Genomic DNA, 16,129 nt, shown 5'->3' on the forward strand with positions numbered 1-16,129 from the left:
TCTGATTCCAAAGTGATCGTTGCGATCAACAAGGATGAAGAAGCACCTATCTTCCAGGTTGCCGATTACGGCCTGGTAGCGGATCTGTTTGAAGCCGTTCCCGAGCTAGAGACTGAGCTGAAGAGAGTTAGCTGAAGTGTGCAACGCAGACCAGCCAATCTCCTTCAATAAATGGCTTTCCGAACTCCAAACCATAGCGGCAGACGCCTGCTGCCCATGGATGCTCTCATCAGACCCGGACTACCACCGAAAGGCGTTTGATGAGGGCGTAAGCCCCATTGAGGAATTCGAGCGCCTGCAAAAAATCAGTGCCGACAGCGGATGTGGCTGCGGCACCTGACCATGCTTCATAAATAGCTTTTCCGCTCAAAATCTCAAACAAAAAACCAATTGCAAATAGGACTCATTCGCATATTATGTGTCGCGCCGTGCCTTGTGGGCTCGGATCCATCGTACTGACACTTATCAGGAGTCGATTATGCGACTGAACTTACCCGCTATCTTCCGCACTTTTCCATTGCTCAGCCTTTTGCTGATTGGCTTGGTCGCGCCCGTGCAGTCGGCTGAACTGCTGACGATTGATCATGCCCAGGGACAAACACAAGTGCACATGCTGCCAAAGACAGTTGCAGTGCTCGACTGGTCGACCTTGGACACGATGACCGCGCTAGGTGTTGAGGCCCAAGGCATCCCCCGCTCCAACATTTTACCGCCGATGCTGGACCAATACGCCGATGCCCGATTCGTGCGGATCGGTAGCCTGTTTGAGCCTGATTACGAAGCACTGCAAAACCTTAAGCCGGACTTAATCATTCTGGGGCGACGTGCTGGAGCGCAATATCAGGAAGTGTCTAAATACGGGCCTACTCTTGATTTGACGCCAGACCCCAAAGACATGCTGGGTAGTGTGGTGCGCAACACAGAAATCCTTGGGCAGATTTTTGATCGCCAGCAGAAGGCTGCCGAACTGACCGAAAAGCTCAAAACATCAGTAAGCCAACTGCAAAAGCTAAGCGCAGAACAGGGCACCGGGCTGACACTACTCACCTCAGGCGGGAAAATGAGTGCGTTTGGCATTGGCACCCGTTTTGGCATGATCCACGACGTCTTCGGCGTGACACCTGCAGTGGCGGATTTGAAGGTAGGCCGGCACGGACAGTCAGTTTCTTATGAATTTTTACTGGAAGCCAACCCTGACTGGCTGTTCGTGATGGATCGTGATGCCGCCATTGGCCGTGACGGTATCGCCGCACAGGGCATGATGGACAACGAACTGGTGCAAGCAACCGAAGCGGGCGCCAAAGGGCAAATCGTTTATCTGGAGCCGGTGAGTTGGTACTTGCTGGACAACAGCGGCTTAAGAGTTATGCAGAAAAACGTTGATCGCTTGCTGGATGTGTTTTCTGAATAAGCGAGCGTGAAATGAATTCTTCGCCTATCAAACACCATACCGTTTCATGGCTGATTGCATTAACGCTGCTCGTGTTTGTTCTGTCTGTTATCAGCCTGAACGTGGGTGCCAGTCGCATGAATCTGCTACACCTGTTCACTCAACCAGATGACCGAATAACCCAACTGTTGTTTGTCAGCCGCTGGCCGCGCACGTTGGCGCTGATACTGGCTGGGGCATCGTTGGCCGTTGCCGGGCTGATATTGCAGATGATGGCGCGCAACCGGCTGGTTGAACCGTCCATGGTGGGCACGGTAGATGCTGCCGCTTTAGGCGTTTTGCTTTGTGCAATTGTGGCTCCGGGCATGGCGCTGTGGCTTAAATTCGGGGTAGCTACCGCATTTTCTGTTACAGGAACGCTACTGTTTTTGACGGTGCTCAAACGCATTCCGCTACGCTCAGCGTTGATTGTGCCGTTAGTAGGTTTGGTTCTTGCTGGCGTGATTCATGCCGTTAGTGGCTTATTGGCCCATCAGTTTGAGTTGTCGCAGGCGTTACGGTCCTGGAACAGTGGTGATTTTTCTGCAGTTTTGCGGGGTCGTTATGAGCTGCTATGGGTTGCCGCCGGCATCATGCTACTTGCCGCATTCTTGGCCGACCGCTTTACCGTGATCGGTATGGGCAAAGACTTTGCCACCAACGTGGGCGTTAATTATCAAGGGCTGACCGCCTTTGGGGTATTGTTGGTCTCGATGATTGTGGCCAGCACCGTGGTCATCGCCGGCGCCTTGCCCTTTATTGGTCTGATTGTGCCAAACCTGGTTCGCCTGATAACCGGGGATAATCTCCGCCGCGCCATTCCACTGGTGGCTTTGGCCGGTTCAGCGTTAATGCTGGCAGCTGATTTGCTTGGCCGTGTGCTTATCCACCCCTATGAAATCCCCTCGGCCAATATCCTGGCCATCTCCGGCAGCTTGGTGTTTTTGATTATTTTATTACGGGGGCGCAAGCAATGGGCTTAAACCCGCGTGGCAAATTGTTGCTGAGTCTGACAGCGTTGCTCGCGCTGTTGAGCGTAGTGGGGTTTATGACCCTTAATGTGCAGAGTGACTGGGGCTTTATCATGGAATACCGTGGTAGCCGCCTGTTAGGCATGCTGCTGGTTGCAATCACTATGGGCCTGGCCACCGTCGTGTTCCAGACTGTCACTCACAACCGTATCTTAACGCCATCGCTGATGGGTTTTGACGTGCTTTATGTGCTGGTGCATTCGCTGGCGCTATTAGTGTGGGGGGCAGAACAAAGCACAAACTGGCCAATAGAGTTGCGTTTTATTGTGGAAGTGGCGGCGATGGTGGCAATAGCCCTGTTGTTGTTCCGTCTGCTATTCACCGGCTCGGTGCGTGGCCTGCATGTGCTGATCCTGCTGGGCATGGTGGGTGGTTTACTGTTCCGAGAGCTGGCAGATCTCGCCCTGCGGATTTTTGACCCCAGCGAGTTCTCAATACAGCAGGGCAGCGGCGTGGCCAACTTCAACCGCATCAACCTGAAGCTGTTGTGGATCGGTTTGGTCGGTGTAGGTCTCTGCAGCACGCTGCTGTTCCACTTCCGCCGTCAGCTTGACGTACTCAGCCTGGGCCGCGATGTGGCGATCAACCTGGGCATACCCTATATCAAAACCATCACACTATTGATGCTGGCCATTAGTGTGTTGATTTCCATTAGTACCGCTTTGGTCGGCCCCCTGCTGTTTTTTGGTTTGCTGATGGCCAATCTTGCTTATTGGCTAACCGGCAGCCACCAGCACCGTTGGACCTTGCCGGCGAGCGTATTAGCGGGAATTGTCTGTTTAGTTGGCGGACAGGTTGTATTCGAGCACCTTCTCAGTTCTGGCCTACCTTTGGCCATGGTGATCGAGCTGTGTGGGGGCGTGTTATTTATTGTGTTGTTGTTGCGCGGAGTCAAACAATGATTGAAGCACGTGGGCTGAGCAAGAAATACCACGACACCTTGGTGCTCAAGGATGTCAGCCTGAAAATCAGCAAGGGCGGGCTTACCTCAATTATCGGCCCCAACGGTGCAGGCAAATCCACGTTGTTGTCGATGATTAGCCGGCTAACGCCAATGAGTGCCGGCACCGTAGAAATAGATGGCCTGGATGTCACCCGCACGCCCGGGCATGAACTGGCGAAACGGCTGTCGATTTTGCGTCAGCATAACGAATCCACTCTGCGCCTGACGGTACGTGACCTGGTCGCCTTTGGCCGGTTCCCGCACTCACGCGGACGTTTGACCGCTGAAGATCAGCAGCATATTGACGAAGCCATCCACTACCTGGAATTGGGGGAATACCAAAACCGCCACCTTGATGAACTCTCTGGGGGCCAGAGGCAGCGGGCGTATGTGGCCATGGTGATGAGCCAGAATACCGATTATGTTCTGCTGGACGAGCCGCTGAATAACATCGATATGCGCCACGCCGTGGGCATGATGCAACTGCTGCGTCGCGCTGCAGATGAAAAAGGCAAATCCGTAGTAGTGGTGCTGCACGACATCAACTTTGCATCCTGTTACTCCGACCATATTATTGCCATGCGCGGCGGCCAGCTCGCCTATCAAGGTACACCGGAGCAAATCATCCGCAGCGATGTTCTCAGTGACCTCTACGACATCCCTACCAGTGTTCACGAGCTGAATGGCCAGCGGATCTGCATGTATTTTCGCGAGTTGATCTAATCTTCAACGTGATGTGCGAGTACATCCACAAAGAAATGAAGACGGAGCTAACTTGAAGGCATTTGAGGGGCCCCGTAATCAAATACGAATAGCCTGCACACCCCTGCTAACTTTCAGATACTTGGTTTCTAGCGATCGGCTTGGCCCTGGAAACACCAAGCCGCTACATTAAGCTATACAACACCTACCAACCGGCGTTTTATATGCTTAACCAACGTGCACTAGCCTACCTGAACGAAGTCATTCGCCGCGGCTCCTTGCGGCGCGCAGCCGCCCATCTGAATGTCGACGCCTCCGCTGTTAGCCGCCAGATAAAAGCTTTGGAAGAAGAGCTGGACACGCGCCTGTGTGAACGGCACGGGCGTGGTATGCGGGCAACTGCTGCAGGGCAGCTACTTGTTCACCACTTTCATTCCCAGAGAGCTTCCGAAGAGGCTGTACTTTCCCAACTGATGGCTCTGCAAAACCTGGCCAAAGGCGAAGTTCGAATAGCCGTGGGGGAAGGCTTTGTCGCAGATTTGATTGCCGCACCGCTAGGCACTTTTATGTCGGAGTTCTCGGGGATCAATGTTGAAATCCGCATGGCCGGCGTTAACGAAGCCATGTCGCTTCTCAAAGATCGTGAGGTCGACATAGCACTACTCTATGCGCCACCGGCAGATCCGCAGTTTTTCTGCCATGTGGAAACCCGCCAGCCACTCGATCTGATTGTGCCTCCAGACCACCCGCTAACGGAGCTGAACCGCCCCGTAACACTCAACGATCTGAAAGGGTGGCCACTGGCACTTATGGACAACCCCTTTGGTATGCGGCAGATGGTGAATATGGCAGCTCACCAGGAACATGTGCACCTTGAGGCCCGCCTTCATACAAATTCCGTCTCTGTTTTGAAGAATTTTGTCCGTTCAGGGATCGGCGTTACGTTCATGCCAGAGCTCACTGTGATGGATGAAATAATGCGAGGAGAAATCATTCCGCTACCCATGCAATACCCGATTATGAACGATACTCGCGCCCAGATTGTCAGCCTCAGAAGCCAGGAGTTAACGATTGCGGCAGCCGCGTGTATCGACCATTTGCAAAAAGGAATGCGTTTTTTCTCCGCTGACGCCCCTAGACTGTTGCAATAAAGTCCACACTTTAGGTATTGCATAGTCAACACTTCAACACATAGCCTACTAACTGGCATCCTTGAAGCACCTGTGGGTTCGTGTTTGGTGCCCCGCAACTAATGACAATAAAACAGGAAATTAAATATGATGACTAAACTCTTTTCACCCAAGCGCCTGATCTCAGCTTGCCTGCTTGGCTCTGCCTTGATGGCTGGCAACGCCCTCGCAGCAACCACAATTAACCTGAGCTACAACGGCGCACCAGATCTGGAAAAGAACGCTGTTCACGTTTTTGCCACGAACCTGAAAGAGCTGGTCGAAGAAAAAACCAATGACCAGCTAAAGCTGACGCTGTACCCCAACAGTATGCTGGGCGAAGAGCAGGAGCGCATGGAGCAAACCATGACTACGCCGTCGCTCAACATCGCATCCTTTGCGGGTGTCTCGCCTCTGGTGGATGAGATTTTTGTCAGCGCCATTCCGTTCCTGTTCGAAGATTTTGCAGCCGCACGCACGTTCTTTGATGAAGGCAAGTATTGGCAGGAAGTAAGCGGTGCCCTGAAAGAACGCGCTGGCATCGATATGCTGGCTGTTGTTGAAGAAGGCGGCTTTCTGGCCTTCACCAACAACAAAAGGCCCATCACCCGCCCGGCTGACTTCGAAGGCCTTCGATTCCGCGCCATGGACCCAAGCCAGGTAGCACTTTATGAAGCATTTGGTGCATCCGGTACGCCCATCCCCTGGACAGAAACCTATATGGCTCTGCGCACCCGAGTAGCAGACGGCCAAATGAACCCGCCCATGTACATCGCCCTGGGCAGCCTTCATGAAGTTCAGAAGTACCTGACCCTTGCGAACATTCAGTATTCCGACCAGTTTCTTGTAGGCAACAGCAAGATGATCGAGAGCTGGGATGAAAAGACTCGCAACGCATTCATGGAAGCCGTGGCCGAAGCTAACCGCAACGCCAGAGAGCTCAACGAAGCGCAAGTTGAAAAGCGTATCGCCTTCCTGGAAGAACAAGGCATGGAGGTTATTCGCCCTTCTGAAGAAAACCTGGCTGAATTCCAGAGCATTGGCCAGCCTGCCTACCTCAAGTGGCTCAAAGAGCGTGGTATTGAGCAGCGCTGGATTGATATGGCACTGGAAGATGCGGGCGTGAAACGCTAAACCACCCCTCGCTATGACGACAGAGGGCTGGTTTCGCCAGCCCTCTCTATTTCTGTGCTTACTGGAACACTGCAATGCTCACCAAGCTTCGTTATCGCCTGCTGGCTATAAGTTGCCCGTCTACCCTGACTCTGGCGGGTGCTTTGCTATCCCTTAATGTTGCAGCCATTCTGTTTGGCGTTTTTGCACGTTACATCGCGGGTGGCGCACCGATCTGGACAGATGAGCTCTCCCGCTTTTTGATCATAGGCACCGTTATGCTCGGGGCTGGCGCGGTTTGGGCCGAAGGTGGGCACATGCGCGTTGGCCTGTTGGAAAAACTGCTGCCCGCGCCAATTGCTCGAGTGTTGGTTGTCTATCAATGGTTACTTACTTTATTTGTTGCCCTGGGAGCAGCGTGGGCCAGCTATCGCTATGCGTTGTCGGTCAACATGTTCACCACATCCGGGCTCGGCATTAGCCGAACAGTCCCTCTGATGTCGTTACCCCTCGGCTTTTTACTGCTGGCCTGGCATGTACTGCTGTATGGGCCTGCCCCCCTCAAGACCATAGAGGACCAGCTATGATCCTCACCATGTTGGCCGTTTTTCTTATCCACGTTCTGCTTGGACTGCCGTTGTTCATTGCGCTGATTACAACGGCAATTGCTGGTTTTCTATTTGTCGATCCTTCGATGATTCCGCGGATGATGCCGCAGCAGTTCTTTAGCGGGATCAACGTGTTTTCCTTGATGGCGATTCCCCTATTCATCTTCGCCGGCAACCTGATGAACGTGAGTGGCTTGACCGAGCGTTTGATGGGGCTGGCTCGCCTGATGGTCGGGCACTTACGGGGAGGCATGGGCCACGTTAACGTGGTTTCGAGTATCTTCTTTGCAGGCATCAACGGTTCAGCCGTGGCCGACACATCGGCACTGGGTTCTCTGTTGGTCCCCGCCATGGAAAAAGAAGGCTATTCAAGGGCGTTTGCCGCCGGTTTGACCGCGGGCAGCTCGCTCATAGGCCCTATCATTCCACCCAGTATCTTCATGATTCTTTATGCCTCACTGACAAACATTTCAGTGGGTGATCTGTTTCTGGCGGGCGTTGTGCCTGGCTTGCTGCTGGGCGTGGCTTTTATGGGCATGAACGCCTGGTATGCCTGGCGCAAGAAGCTGCCCAAAAGCGGAAAGCTACCTTCCTTCGGCCAACTTGGAGTCGCATTTATTGGTGCGCTGCCCGCTCTGATTGCACCGTTCATTATCGTTGCAGGCATAGTGTTTGGCTTTGTAACTCCGACCGAATCCGGGGCGCTCACAGCTCTGTATGTGGCCTTGTGTGGTTTCGTGCTTGGCGGGCTACGTGTACAGGAGTGCTGGAAAGCGGTCGTTGATACAGCACGCCTGACCTCTGCGATTTTCCTGATCATGGCAGCCTCTGCCACCATTAGCTGGCTTCTCTCCTACGCTCAGGTTCCTGCGCAGTTTGTGTCTCTGCTCGCACCTTATGTCGACAATGGTGTGATCATTCTATTGCTGCTGAGCCTTATCACCTTCTTCACGGGCATGTTTATGGAAGAAGTGTCGGCGCTGATGCTGCTTACGCCAATCTTTGTGCCAGTAGCCATGATGGCCGGTATAGACCCGGTTCATCTGGGTGTCATCATCACGCTGAACATCACCATTGCGCTGATAACACCACCGCTAGGCGCCTGCGTTTTCGTGGCAGCGGCGGTCAGTCGGCTTGAGATAGTCTCGCTGTTCAGAACCATCTGGCCCTTTGTGCTGACGGCTGTTGCGGTACTCATTCTATTAATTCTGTTCCCACCGCTGACGCTGTGGCTCCCTACCCAGTTTGGATAAGACAATGCCTTTAACTACGTTATTGAGTGATTTGACGCCCATCCCCAGCTACCCGGCTCCCAGCTGGGAAACTCTGCGCTCCGTGTCGATTGAAGATAACGGTGAGAGCCTGGTGCCAATGAGCCTGGCTCCTGCACCCATAAAGGTCTTTCCTGCCTACGCCCGAATGGGCATACCCGGTGCGATACAGGAATGCTTTGTTCGTGAAGGTGTGTACCGGGCACTACTCGCTGCGGCGCGCAGTCTGCCCGAAGGGATCGGCATCATCGTTCTGGACGGCTGGCGCCCATGGCGGGTGCAACAGTACTTGTTCGACACCCTGCATGAGGCCATTCAGCATCAGCAACCCGACCTGGACGAAGCAGCACTACTTGAGAGAACAAGGGAGTTTGTCTCAGTCCCAAGCCGCGAACCGACAGCCCCAAGCCCCCACCTTACCGGCGGTGCAGTGGATGTGACGCTCTGCGATGCTGATGGTTTGCCGTTGGATATGGGTACGTTGTTTGATGAAGCACTACCGGCTTCCCACAGCGATTATTTCGAGCAACTCGAAACCCTCACGCCGCAGCAGAAGAACGCACGGGATCACCGCCGCCTGCTATTCAACACCATGAAACAGCAGGGTTTCACCAACCTGCCCAGTGAATGGTGGCACTACGATTTTGGCGATCAACTATGGGCTTACTACGGCGCCCATGATCAGGCCTGCTACGGCCCGGCCGAGTTGGACACCATTGAAAACCGCTGGCGCCAACAGCTGGCGTAACGGCTAATATGAACATGCAGGCTTGGCGCGCCAATCAGCCGTACTATGCCTGCGGAATCACCATAGGGTAGCCCTCTGGCAAGGCCAGCACTCGCGCCTTTAAACCAAACACCTTGTCCAGCAACCCCGGCTCCAGAATGGTATTTGCTGCGCCATTTTCTACTATGCGCCCTGCCGCCATCATCACCAGGCGGTCGGCGTAGCATGACGCTACGTTCAGATCATGTATCACCGCTACGACGCTATACCCCTGATCTTTCGCCAGCTCCCGCAGCAGGCTGAATACGGTTTGCTGCTGGGCAGGGTCCAGTGCCGAGGTGCATTCATCCAGCAGCAATAGCCGTGGCCCGTTTGTGTGCCAGATTTGCGCCAACACTCTGGCGAGTTGCACCCGCTGCTGCTCACCTCCAGACAAGGTTGGCACCAAACGGCAGGCCATATTGCCAATGCCCAATCGCTGCAGCAGGTAATCAATCAGTTCATTGCGCTCTGCGGCAGCCAGGCCCGAGCATCCCAATGCCACTATTTCACGAACCGTGAATGGAAAACTGACATCCACCCGTTGGGGCATCACCGCCCGTTGACGGGCAAGCTCAGAGCCTTTCCATTGCTGAATTGAGCGGCCGAACAGTTCAATGGTGCCCTGCCCAAATGCCAACTCTCCCGCCAGCGTTTTCAACAATGACGACTTGCCAGCACCGTTAGGGCCGAGCAACGCAACCAGCTCACCCGGTTCGACGGTGAGTGACACATCTTGCAGTATTCGGCTTCGCCCTATGGTCAGCCCTAACTGCTTAGCCTTTAAAACTGTCATGGTGCCAGCTCCCTATGCGCCAATGCGCATTCTCATAAGCAGTACCAAAAAGAATGGCCCGCCTAACAGCGACATCATCAAACCAATGGGCAGTTCCGCCGGCGCCACAACTACTCGCGCCAAGCTGTCTGCCGCCACCAGTAAGACACCGCCTGCCAGTCCACTGGCGGGGATCAATACCCTGTGCCCAGCGCCGACAATTTGTCGTAACAGGTGCGGCACCACCAACCCAACGAACCCGATAAGGCCGGTTACCGCCACTGCCGCGCCAGTGCCCAACGCAGACAACACAACCGTCGCCCGCTTTACCCACTGCACCGAAAAACCCAGATGGCCAGCGACCGATTCACCAAGGGCAAACGCATCCAGGGGTTTGGCTAACACGGGGGCCAGTAACAGCGCCAGCAGCATCCAAGGGCCAGCAACTTGCAGGTCTTCCCAACTGGCGTGGCCAAGACTGCCCATGCTCCAGAAGGTCAACGAACGCAGTTCACTATCGTCGGCGTAGAATGTCAGCAGGCCGGTTAAGGCTCCGGCGACTGCATTTATGGCGATACCCGCCAGCAGCAAGGTTGCCACAGCAATGCTGCCGGAACGGCTGGCAACGCGCCAAGCCACCAGGGTGGTTAGCACCGAGCCCACAAAGGCGGCCAGAGGCAGCGCCCATCTGCCAGTGAGTATCGTCCAATCGGACAACCAACTGCCCCCAAGCACAATAACCGATACTGCCGCCAGTGCCGCTCCGCCGGACACCCCGATTAACCCAGGGTCGGCGAGAGGGTTGCGAAACAATCCCTGCAGCAAGGTGCCGGAAACAGCCAATACCGCACCGGTGAGAAATCCCAGAACCAGCCGGGGCATACGCACATCAAAAAACACCATGTGGGCTGCGGGTTTTGCGGCCTCAGGTTCCAGCAGCAGATTCACAACATCGCTGGTGCCCAGAGGATAAGCACCGTTGGTCAGCGAGAACAAAGCCGCCAGAACAGCCAGCCCAGCCAGAACCATAAAAATGAGACTGGCAGGCGCTCGCTTTGCAGTATCAGTCGCCATGGCGACTAGCCAGGGTGCTCTCTGCGGTGGGGGCTTCAGGCAGGATTCCGTCAAGTATCACCAGAGCCTCTGCCAATCTTGGGCCAAAGCTGAGTAGCATCATGCTGTCACCCACATACCGGTGGCCGTTTTTCCAGGCCGGCAGCTGGGCCAGCTCTGGCCAATCGGCAATCCGGAACTGCCCCGGCGCAGATTCAGCAACCACAATCGCATCGGGGTTGGCGCTGATGATCGCTTCGCGACTGGCAGGTTTGTAGCCACGGATATTGCTGACCGCGTTAGTCGCCCCGATCGCTTTCAGCAGGGCATCTGCACCCGTGTGGCTACCGCCGAATGAAACACCATGGCCACCCGCGGCCAACAACAGCAACACCTTGGGCGCCGAACCCCTTGCAGCCACCTTTTTATCGATGTCGGTAAAGACCACCTGCAATTCAGCGGCGAGCCTTGCCGCTGCTTCCTCACGGTCGACCAATTCACCAATGGCCATAATCCGCTGAAGAGTCTGCTCCGGGCTTTGCGCAACAGGCAACCGGGTGACTTTGACTCCCACCTGTTCCAGGCGCTGCAGGGTTTGTTCCGGCTCCGCTTCTTCGGTGGTGATCAGGTGATCGGGCTCCAGCGACAACACGCCTTCGAATGGCAAGGCCCGCAGATAACCTACTTTCGGCAGCTGATTGACGTCTTCCGGGTACTTGCTGGTGGTATCAACACCCACCAGACGATCCTCTACGCCCAGAGCAAACAATATTTCCGTCACCGCGCCATCGGCACTGACAATGCGTGAGCCTTTGGCACCTGCATTACTGGCACTTCCGGCATAAGCCGGAAGTGCCAGTAATGCAGCCAGCAGCAACCCGGTCAATCGCATAGCTTTGCCTCCAGCGCACGCACTTCGGCTTGCCAGTTTTCAGCTTCCACCTCGCCCGGCTTACGTTTGCCAAATACCGTCAGTACGATTTCCCCGCTGGCGTTATAGCCTTCCACTGAGGTTATGGTGCCATCCACAGAAGGCCGTTTTACCGTCCACCAGTCGGTCACATCGCCAGTCTTTGCATGCAGGTTAAAGCCAGGGTCCAGCACATTCATCCACTCACCTACTCGGCGAATATTGTCCACCTGGCCAGTCCAGATTTGCACAATGCCGGGGTTACCCACGAACACCATAATCGGGCACTGGTTGGTTTTTACTTGCTGTAAAAGCTCATCCAAGGGGGACTCAATGGAGTCGGTGCTGCGCTTGAGTTTTCGGGTGTAGGCCGGGCCAACCAGCTCTACCGCCGTTAGCCGGTCGACCTTGTTGCGTTTGAGCATGGAGTGGAAATGGTGCACGTCTTTCAGTGTTGCCCAATCCTGCTGTAGTGCTGATACATCAACACTAGCCGGGTCCACCCGCGGCTCTGGGGAGGGAGCTGCTTTCAGTTCCGGCACCACAGGCTGATCGGCTTTGTATTTCGCGACCAGTGCATCCCAGGCTTCAGCTTGGGTGCCTTTGGTTTTGTACACTTTCTGGATGGCTCGACCACTGGTATCAAAGAACTGCAGACTATGGCGAGTGCCGGAACGCACCTCTTCAACTACATGGAAGCCAAAGGTCCAGCTTCGAAAAAATACCCGCAGGTCCATCTCACCAACGGACAGCCCCATGGAGCCACCGCCGGTTACCTTGAACCCTTTCAGGTGGCCGGTAATCTCATGCACCATTTCATCGTTGCGGGCGAGCATCATCACTTCGCCAACGGATTCCAACTCGGTGAGCAGTGCACCAAAATCACTAGACAGCGGTGTGAGTGCACCTTCTTCACGACACAGCATCAGTTCCATTTCACTGACATCAAGCAGGTTCGCGGCGTTACGGATGCGCAGGTTTGGCTGCTCCGACAGCAACTGTTGCCAGCGGTCTTTTAGCGCAATTTCTAACTTAACCTCAGGGAATTCTATCGTTGCGTTCATAGTATTTACTCTGCTGCGGTTAGTGATGCGTTAGTCCAACGAACAATGGGTTGTCCTGAAACAGTGTCGTCACCGTAATAGCCGACGATCTGCACGGCATAAACAGGGGCTTGAGCATCGTTGGTATCGGTATCGATCAGGTATACCCGGAAGTTCGGGCGAAGTAAGTGCCCACCCGCCTGATCATATGCGTACCAGCTGGATGCGTTGAACACGCCACTGGTGGTGTCGGCCGCGTATCTTCCTGTTATGTCCTCGCCTGATCCTGGCGCAATGGTGGCGCTGGTATAGACCGCCAGATCATCCCACTTGAACGGCCCGAACACCCCGCCATTACCTTCGCCAGAGGTGCCACTGTTACTTCTCAGATAGATATTTCGGCCAGCGAAACCCAGCTTCACATCCCAATGTGCGGAGGTTTCGCAGCTCACCGTTGAATCAGCGTCAAAATCAAAGCAGAGCTCGCCACCTTCAGAACCTATGGACCCGGTAAACGTGGCCGATTGGGTGAAGGTAGTGGTATCTGGAACCTGAACATCAAAGGCCATCGTAAAGCTCTTGATGCCCTCGCCCGTGCGGGTAGGAAAATCCATCCCGGTCATACGCATGCGGGCGTAACTGTTGCCTTCCGCTGACCGCAGCAACCAGCCATTGTCCGGATTGGCGTTCATGATTCCGCCGTTAGGGTTGTAGCTGTACCATTCATCCCCAAAGCTATTGGTGATTGAGTCGCTGATCCAGTCCCTGCTGCCCGGCTCTGGATACTCCGCCAATAACGCCTCTTCCTCGGATGATGCCGTGGCATTGACCAGAAGGTTGAAGTTCGGCTCCCCGGCGGCGTCATAAAACTTGTCCTGGGCGTTAGCCACGGTGCCAGCCACGCTGCCCATTCCCGAAGCTCCACCATTAACCTGCACCGTGTCGCGCTTGAACGACAGATGCCAGTCGGTGCGGCCTTGCGCCTCATCCGCCGTCATCTGCATGGTTGCGCCCGTGTTCAGGTTCAGATAGGTGGCCTGGTTATAGGATTTCGCATCAATCACCTGATGCCGAAATTCCGGGTTGCCATTGCTCTCATCTGACCCACCAAGACTGTTCTCACTGCCGCCACAACCAGCCAGCAATACTACTGTTGCCGCCAACCCGAGCCCCCGGTAACTATTACTCATGCACTTTCTCCTTGTTGATCGATCGTTATTTTCCAAATCCAAGCGTCACGCCCATGTACACAAACCTTCCTGCCACCGGGCCGAAGTCATCGGCATCGTCGAAGTCACGCTGCTTATTGGTGAGGTTGTCGACGCCGGCAAACAGTTGCAGGTTGTCGCCAACGGTCTGATTCAGCTTCAGATCCACCGTGGTGTAACCCGGGGACTTTTTGGTTTCGTCTGTATCCACGTATTCCGAACTCTGGTTGCGAACCCGCACCGACCAGTTCAGCCCAGGGATGCCGCCAGGCCCATCCAGGCCAAGCCGGGTTTGATGATGCGGCCGATTGGGTAAAGCAAAACCGGTAGCCCGGTCTTCTGCCTGGGTGTAGGTGTACCCTGCGGTCACTTCCAAGCCTCGGGCGAGTTGCCAACCCGCTGTGGTTTCCACGCCGCGGGTGCGTGCTTTATCAACGTTGGCGTACCGATACACATCCACACCATCACCACGGGCGGCGGTGGCATCAGCATCGAATTGGGTCTGGATCAAATCTTCAATCAGGTTCTGAAAGGCGTTAATTTCAAGCCATCCGGCGTTCAGGTAATTGACGCCCCAGCCGAGCTGGAGGTTTTGCGACGTTTCTGGTGACAGGTCCGGATTACCTTCAACCACATAACCAAGCTGGCTGTGGTCAAACCGGTAATGGCGCTCTTTCAAGTTAGGCACTCGATAGCCGCCACTCCAGCTTGCACGGAGGTATTGGCTGGCTGGGCTGGCTGGCGTCAACTCATAGCGGGTATTGATCTTGGGGGCGTAGTGGTCGCCGAAATCGGAATCCTGCTGGCCGCGTAGTCCGGCCACCCATTCCCAGCGGTGCGATGGAATCCAGGTGTCCTGGAACCAGATTTCCTTGCTGCTGCGTGATCGCTTACCGCCATCCAGTTCCATCTGGCCGTCAATCGTTTGCTCCAGAGTTTCATGGCGAAAATCAGCGCCCACCATCAGCAAGTGATTCTTACCAACGGCAACTTCAGTGTGAGCCGAAGCCTGGGACAACACCTGATTCGCATCTCGGTGGTCAAACTCACCAAAGGCCGAGTATTTGTAGGTGTTGTCTGTGAGCTCTTCCCGCAGCAGATTCCAGAACACAGTTTGGGCATCGCTCATGCCATGCTCGCCACCCAGCACCGTGCGCCAGCGCTCGACGGACTCTTCCTTTCCTTGCTTGAGAACCGTACCGGCCTTTTCGTTCAAAAACCGGGAGCCGGACGCTTCATCAAAATAGCCGACTTCCGCAAACAGCCGATGATCGTCCTCCGGTAACCACTCCAGCCGGGTATTGAACTGGTTGCGATCGTATTCATCCCCTGGCCTCGCCCAGGTGGATGGCTCCGAATCAATGCCGCTGGAATTCTGATGTGATCCACTCAGGCGAACCCGCAGTTGTTCAGTGCCCATGTCGATATTGGCTCGCGCACCGTAGCGGCCAAAATCAGCACGGTCGCCGCTGGGATTTTGCTCGCCATAACTACCGCCATCAACCGTAACCTCTCCCCGCAAACCTGGCTCAAGGTCCTGGGTAATAACGTTGACGACACCGCCGATGGCCGCACTGCCGTATTGTGCAGAGCCCGCGCCCTTCACCACTTCAATCCGCTTCACATTCAGCAGCGCCAGCTGGCTTACATCCACCGATGAGCCAGTTGTGGCCGTGAGTGGCAGACCGTCTACCAGCACCAACACCCGGTCAGCACCAACACCCTGCAGCCAGACTTCCTTGCCCGCCTTGCCGTGGATGTTTCGCAGCTGCACTCCGGCAACGTTCTCGATCGCCTCCGCAACGTTTCTGGCGTGGGTCTTTTCCAGTTCCCGGGCTGTTACAACTTCAGTCCGTACGGGGGTGTCACTCAGCATGCGGTTGGAGCGGGTACCGGTAACGACGATTTCATCGAGGTAATAGGAGGATTGCGAAGTGGTTTCCGCTGTCGCCTGCCCGCAAACACTCAGAGAAAGCAAAGCGATAGAGAACAAAGGCAGTGTCGAACGATTCTTCCCGCAGGCAGCACTCACTCACTTCAACTCCTCTCAAGCGGGTCAGGCTAACAACAGCCACCCCAAATAGTAACGAGAAGCATTCTTGTTTAGA

At 55.1% G+C, this 16,129-nt stretch carries 16 protein-coding genes and 1 pseudogene; 11 read left to right on the plus strand and 6 right to left on the minus strand.

Annotation, left to right across the window (positions count from 1 at the left end):
- The 11 genes and pseudogenes from RG807_RS05005 to RG807_RS05055 form a co-directional block, all read left to right on the plus strand.
- A pseudogene (locus RG807_RS05005) lies at positions 1–135 on the plus strand (electron transfer flavoprotein subunit alpha/FixB family protein); the annotation flags it as partial.
- Position 136: 1 nt separating this feature from the next.
- Positions 137–340 carry a hypothetical protein gene (locus RG807_RS05010; RefSeq protein ID WP_309043912.1) on the plus strand — a complete coding sequence of 68 codons (204 nt, stop codon included), beginning with the start codon at positions 137–139 and terminating at the stop codon, positions 338–340.
- Between the two features lie 138 nt (positions 341–478).
- Positions 479–1,411 (plus strand): siderophore ABC transporter substrate-binding protein, encoded by a 933-nt coding sequence (locus RG807_RS05015; RefSeq protein WP_309043913.1) that lies wholly within the window; start codon positions 479–481, stop codon positions 1,409–1,411.
- 11 nt (positions 1,412–1,422) lie between these two features.
- On the plus strand, positions 1,423–2,412 hold the full coding sequence (locus tag RG807_RS05020; protein WP_309043915.1) for an ABC transporter permease: 990 nt from the start codon (positions 1,423–1,425) through the stop codon (positions 2,410–2,412).
- Positions 2,403–3,362, plus strand: coding sequence for an iron chelate uptake ABC transporter family permease subunit (locus RG807_RS05025; protein ID WP_309043916.1), 960 nt, complete (start codon positions 2,403–2,405; stop codon positions 3,360–3,362). The genes RG807_RS05020 and RG807_RS05025 overlap by 10 nt, the downstream gene beginning before the upstream one ends.
- A complete protein-coding gene (locus RG807_RS05030) occupies positions 3,359–4,126 on the plus strand; it encodes an iron ABC transporter ATP-binding protein (protein WP_309043917.1) in 768 nt (255 codons plus the stop codon). Before RG807_RS05025 ends, RG807_RS05030 begins: the two co-directional genes overlap by 4 nt.
- Positions 4,127–4,329: 203 nt before the next feature.
- The gene (locus RG807_RS05035) at positions 4,330–5,256 is read left to right on the plus strand and encodes a LysR family transcriptional regulator (protein WP_200201323.1); all 927 of its coding nucleotides are present in this window, start codon (positions 4,330–4,332) and stop codon (positions 5,254–5,256) included.
- A 126-nt stretch (positions 5,257–5,382) separates the two neighbouring features.
- Positions 5,383–6,408 (plus strand): TRAP transporter substrate-binding protein DctP, encoded by a 1,026-nt coding sequence (dctP, locus tag RG807_RS05040; RefSeq protein ID WP_435404655.1) that lies wholly within the window; start codon positions 5,383–5,385, stop codon positions 6,406–6,408.
- 74 nt (positions 6,409–6,482) lie between these two features.
- Positions 6,483–6,974, plus strand: coding sequence for a TRAP transporter small permease (locus tag RG807_RS05045; protein ID WP_309043918.1), 492 nt, complete (start codon positions 6,483–6,485; stop codon positions 6,972–6,974).
- Entirely contained in the window at positions 6,971–8,248 is a 1,278-nt protein-coding gene (locus RG807_RS05050) for a TRAP transporter large permease (protein ID WP_309043919.1), read from the plus strand. The genes RG807_RS05045 and RG807_RS05050 overlap by 4 nt, the downstream gene beginning before the upstream one ends.
- A gap of 4 nt (positions 8,249–8,252) precedes the next feature.
- Complete coding sequence (locus RG807_RS05055; RefSeq protein ID WP_309043920.1) at positions 8,253–9,014, plus strand: M15 family metallopeptidase; 762 nt, start codon at positions 8,253–8,255, stop codon at positions 9,012–9,014.
- Positions 9,015–9,057: 43 nt separating this feature from the next.
- On the opposite strand, the gene RG807_RS05060 is transcribed toward RG807_RS05055, so the two are convergent.
- The 6 genes from RG807_RS05060 to RG807_RS05085 are packed head-to-tail and all read right to left on the minus strand — an operon-like array spanning position 9,058 to position 16,053.
- Entirely contained in the window at positions 9,058–9,828 is a 771-nt protein-coding gene (locus tag RG807_RS05060; RefSeq protein ID WP_309043921.1) for a heme ABC transporter ATP-binding protein, read from the minus strand.
- A gap of 12 nt (positions 9,829–9,840) precedes the next feature.
- Positions 9,841–10,881 carry a FecCD family ABC transporter permease gene (locus RG807_RS05065; protein WP_298450718.1) on the minus strand — a complete coding sequence of 347 codons (1,041 nt, stop codon included), beginning with the start codon at positions 10,879–10,881 and terminating at the stop codon, positions 9,841–9,843.
- Positions 10,871–11,752 carry a heme/hemin ABC transporter substrate-binding protein gene (locus RG807_RS05070; protein WP_298450722.1) on the minus strand — a complete coding sequence of 294 codons (882 nt, stop codon included), beginning with the start codon at positions 11,750–11,752 and terminating at the stop codon, positions 10,871–10,873. Before RG807_RS05070 ends, RG807_RS05065 begins: the two co-directional genes overlap by 11 nt.
- A complete protein-coding gene (locus tag RG807_RS05075) occupies positions 11,743–12,834 on the minus strand; it encodes a hemin-degrading factor (protein WP_298450725.1) in 1,092 nt (363 codons plus the stop codon). Before RG807_RS05075 ends, RG807_RS05070 begins: the two co-directional genes overlap by 10 nt.
- Before the next feature lie 5 nt (positions 12,835–12,839).
- A complete protein-coding gene (locus tag RG807_RS05080; protein ID WP_309043922.1) occupies positions 12,840–14,003 on the minus strand; it encodes an HmuY family protein in 1,164 nt (387 codons plus the stop codon).
- 25 nt (positions 14,004–14,028) lie between these two features.
- Entirely contained in the window at positions 14,029–16,053 is a 2,025-nt protein-coding gene (locus RG807_RS05085; RefSeq protein ID WP_309043923.1) for a TonB-dependent receptor plug domain-containing protein, read from the minus strand.
- Between the last annotated feature and the right edge of the window lie 76 nt (positions 16,054–16,129).

The sequence above is a fragment of the Marinobacter sediminicola genome, from assembly GCF_031157525.1.
GTDB classification, from domain to species: Bacteria; Pseudomonadota; Gammaproteobacteria; order Pseudomonadales; family Oleiphilaceae; genus Marinobacter; species Marinobacter sediminicola.

Bases quoted from the DNA above. Each gene is read 5' to 3' on its own strand.
- RG807_RS05015 (WP_309043913.1), top strand. From the start codon at position 479: ATGCGACTGAACTTACCCGCTATCTTCCGCACTTTTCCATTGCTCAGC.
- RG807_RS05075 (WP_298450725.1), bottom strand. From the start codon at position 12,834: ATGAACGCAACGATAGAATTCCCTGAGGTTAAGTTAGAAATTGCGCTA.
- RG807_RS05060 (WP_309043921.1), bottom strand. From the start codon at position 9,828: ATGACAGTTTTAAAGGCTAAGCAGTTAGGGCTGACCATAGGGCGAAGC.
- RG807_RS05065 (WP_298450718.1), bottom strand. From the start codon at position 10,881: ATGGCGACTGATACTGCAAAGCGAGCGCCTGCCAGTCTCATTTTTATG.
- RG807_RS05045 (WP_309043918.1), top strand. From the start codon at position 6,483: ATGCTCACCAAGCTTCGTTATCGCCTGCTGGCTATAAGTTGCCCGTCT.
- RG807_RS05050 (WP_309043919.1), top strand. From the start codon at position 6,971: ATGATCCTCACCATGTTGGCCGTTTTTCTTATCCACGTTCTGCTTGGA.
- RG807_RS05035 (WP_200201323.1), top strand. From the start codon at position 4,330: ATGCTTAACCAACGTGCACTAGCCTACCTGAACGAAGTCATTCGCCGC.
- RG807_RS05030 (WP_309043917.1), top strand. From the start codon at position 3,359: ATGATTGAAGCACGTGGGCTGAGCAAGAAATACCACGACACCTTGGTG.
- RG807_RS05070 (WP_298450722.1), bottom strand. From the start codon at position 11,752: ATGCGATTGACCGGGTTGCTGCTGGCTGCATTACTGGCACTTCCGGCT.
- RG807_RS05020 (WP_309043915.1), top strand. From the start codon at position 1,423: ATGAATTCTTCGCCTATCAAACACCATACCGTTTCATGGCTGATTGCA.
- RG807_RS05080 (WP_309043922.1), bottom strand. From the start codon at position 14,003: ATGAGTAATAGTTACCGGGGGCTCGGGTTGGCGGCAACAGTAGTATTG.
- RG807_RS05055 (WP_309043920.1), top strand. From the start codon at position 8,253: ATGCCTTTAACTACGTTATTGAGTGATTTGACGCCCATCCCCAGCTAC.
- dctP (WP_435404655.1), top strand. From the start codon at position 5,383: ATGATGACTAAACTCTTTTCACCCAAGCGCCTGATCTCAGCTTGCCTG.
- RG807_RS05025 (WP_309043916.1), top strand. From the start codon at position 2,403: ATGGGCTTAAACCCGCGTGGCAAATTGTTGCTGAGTCTGACAGCGTTG.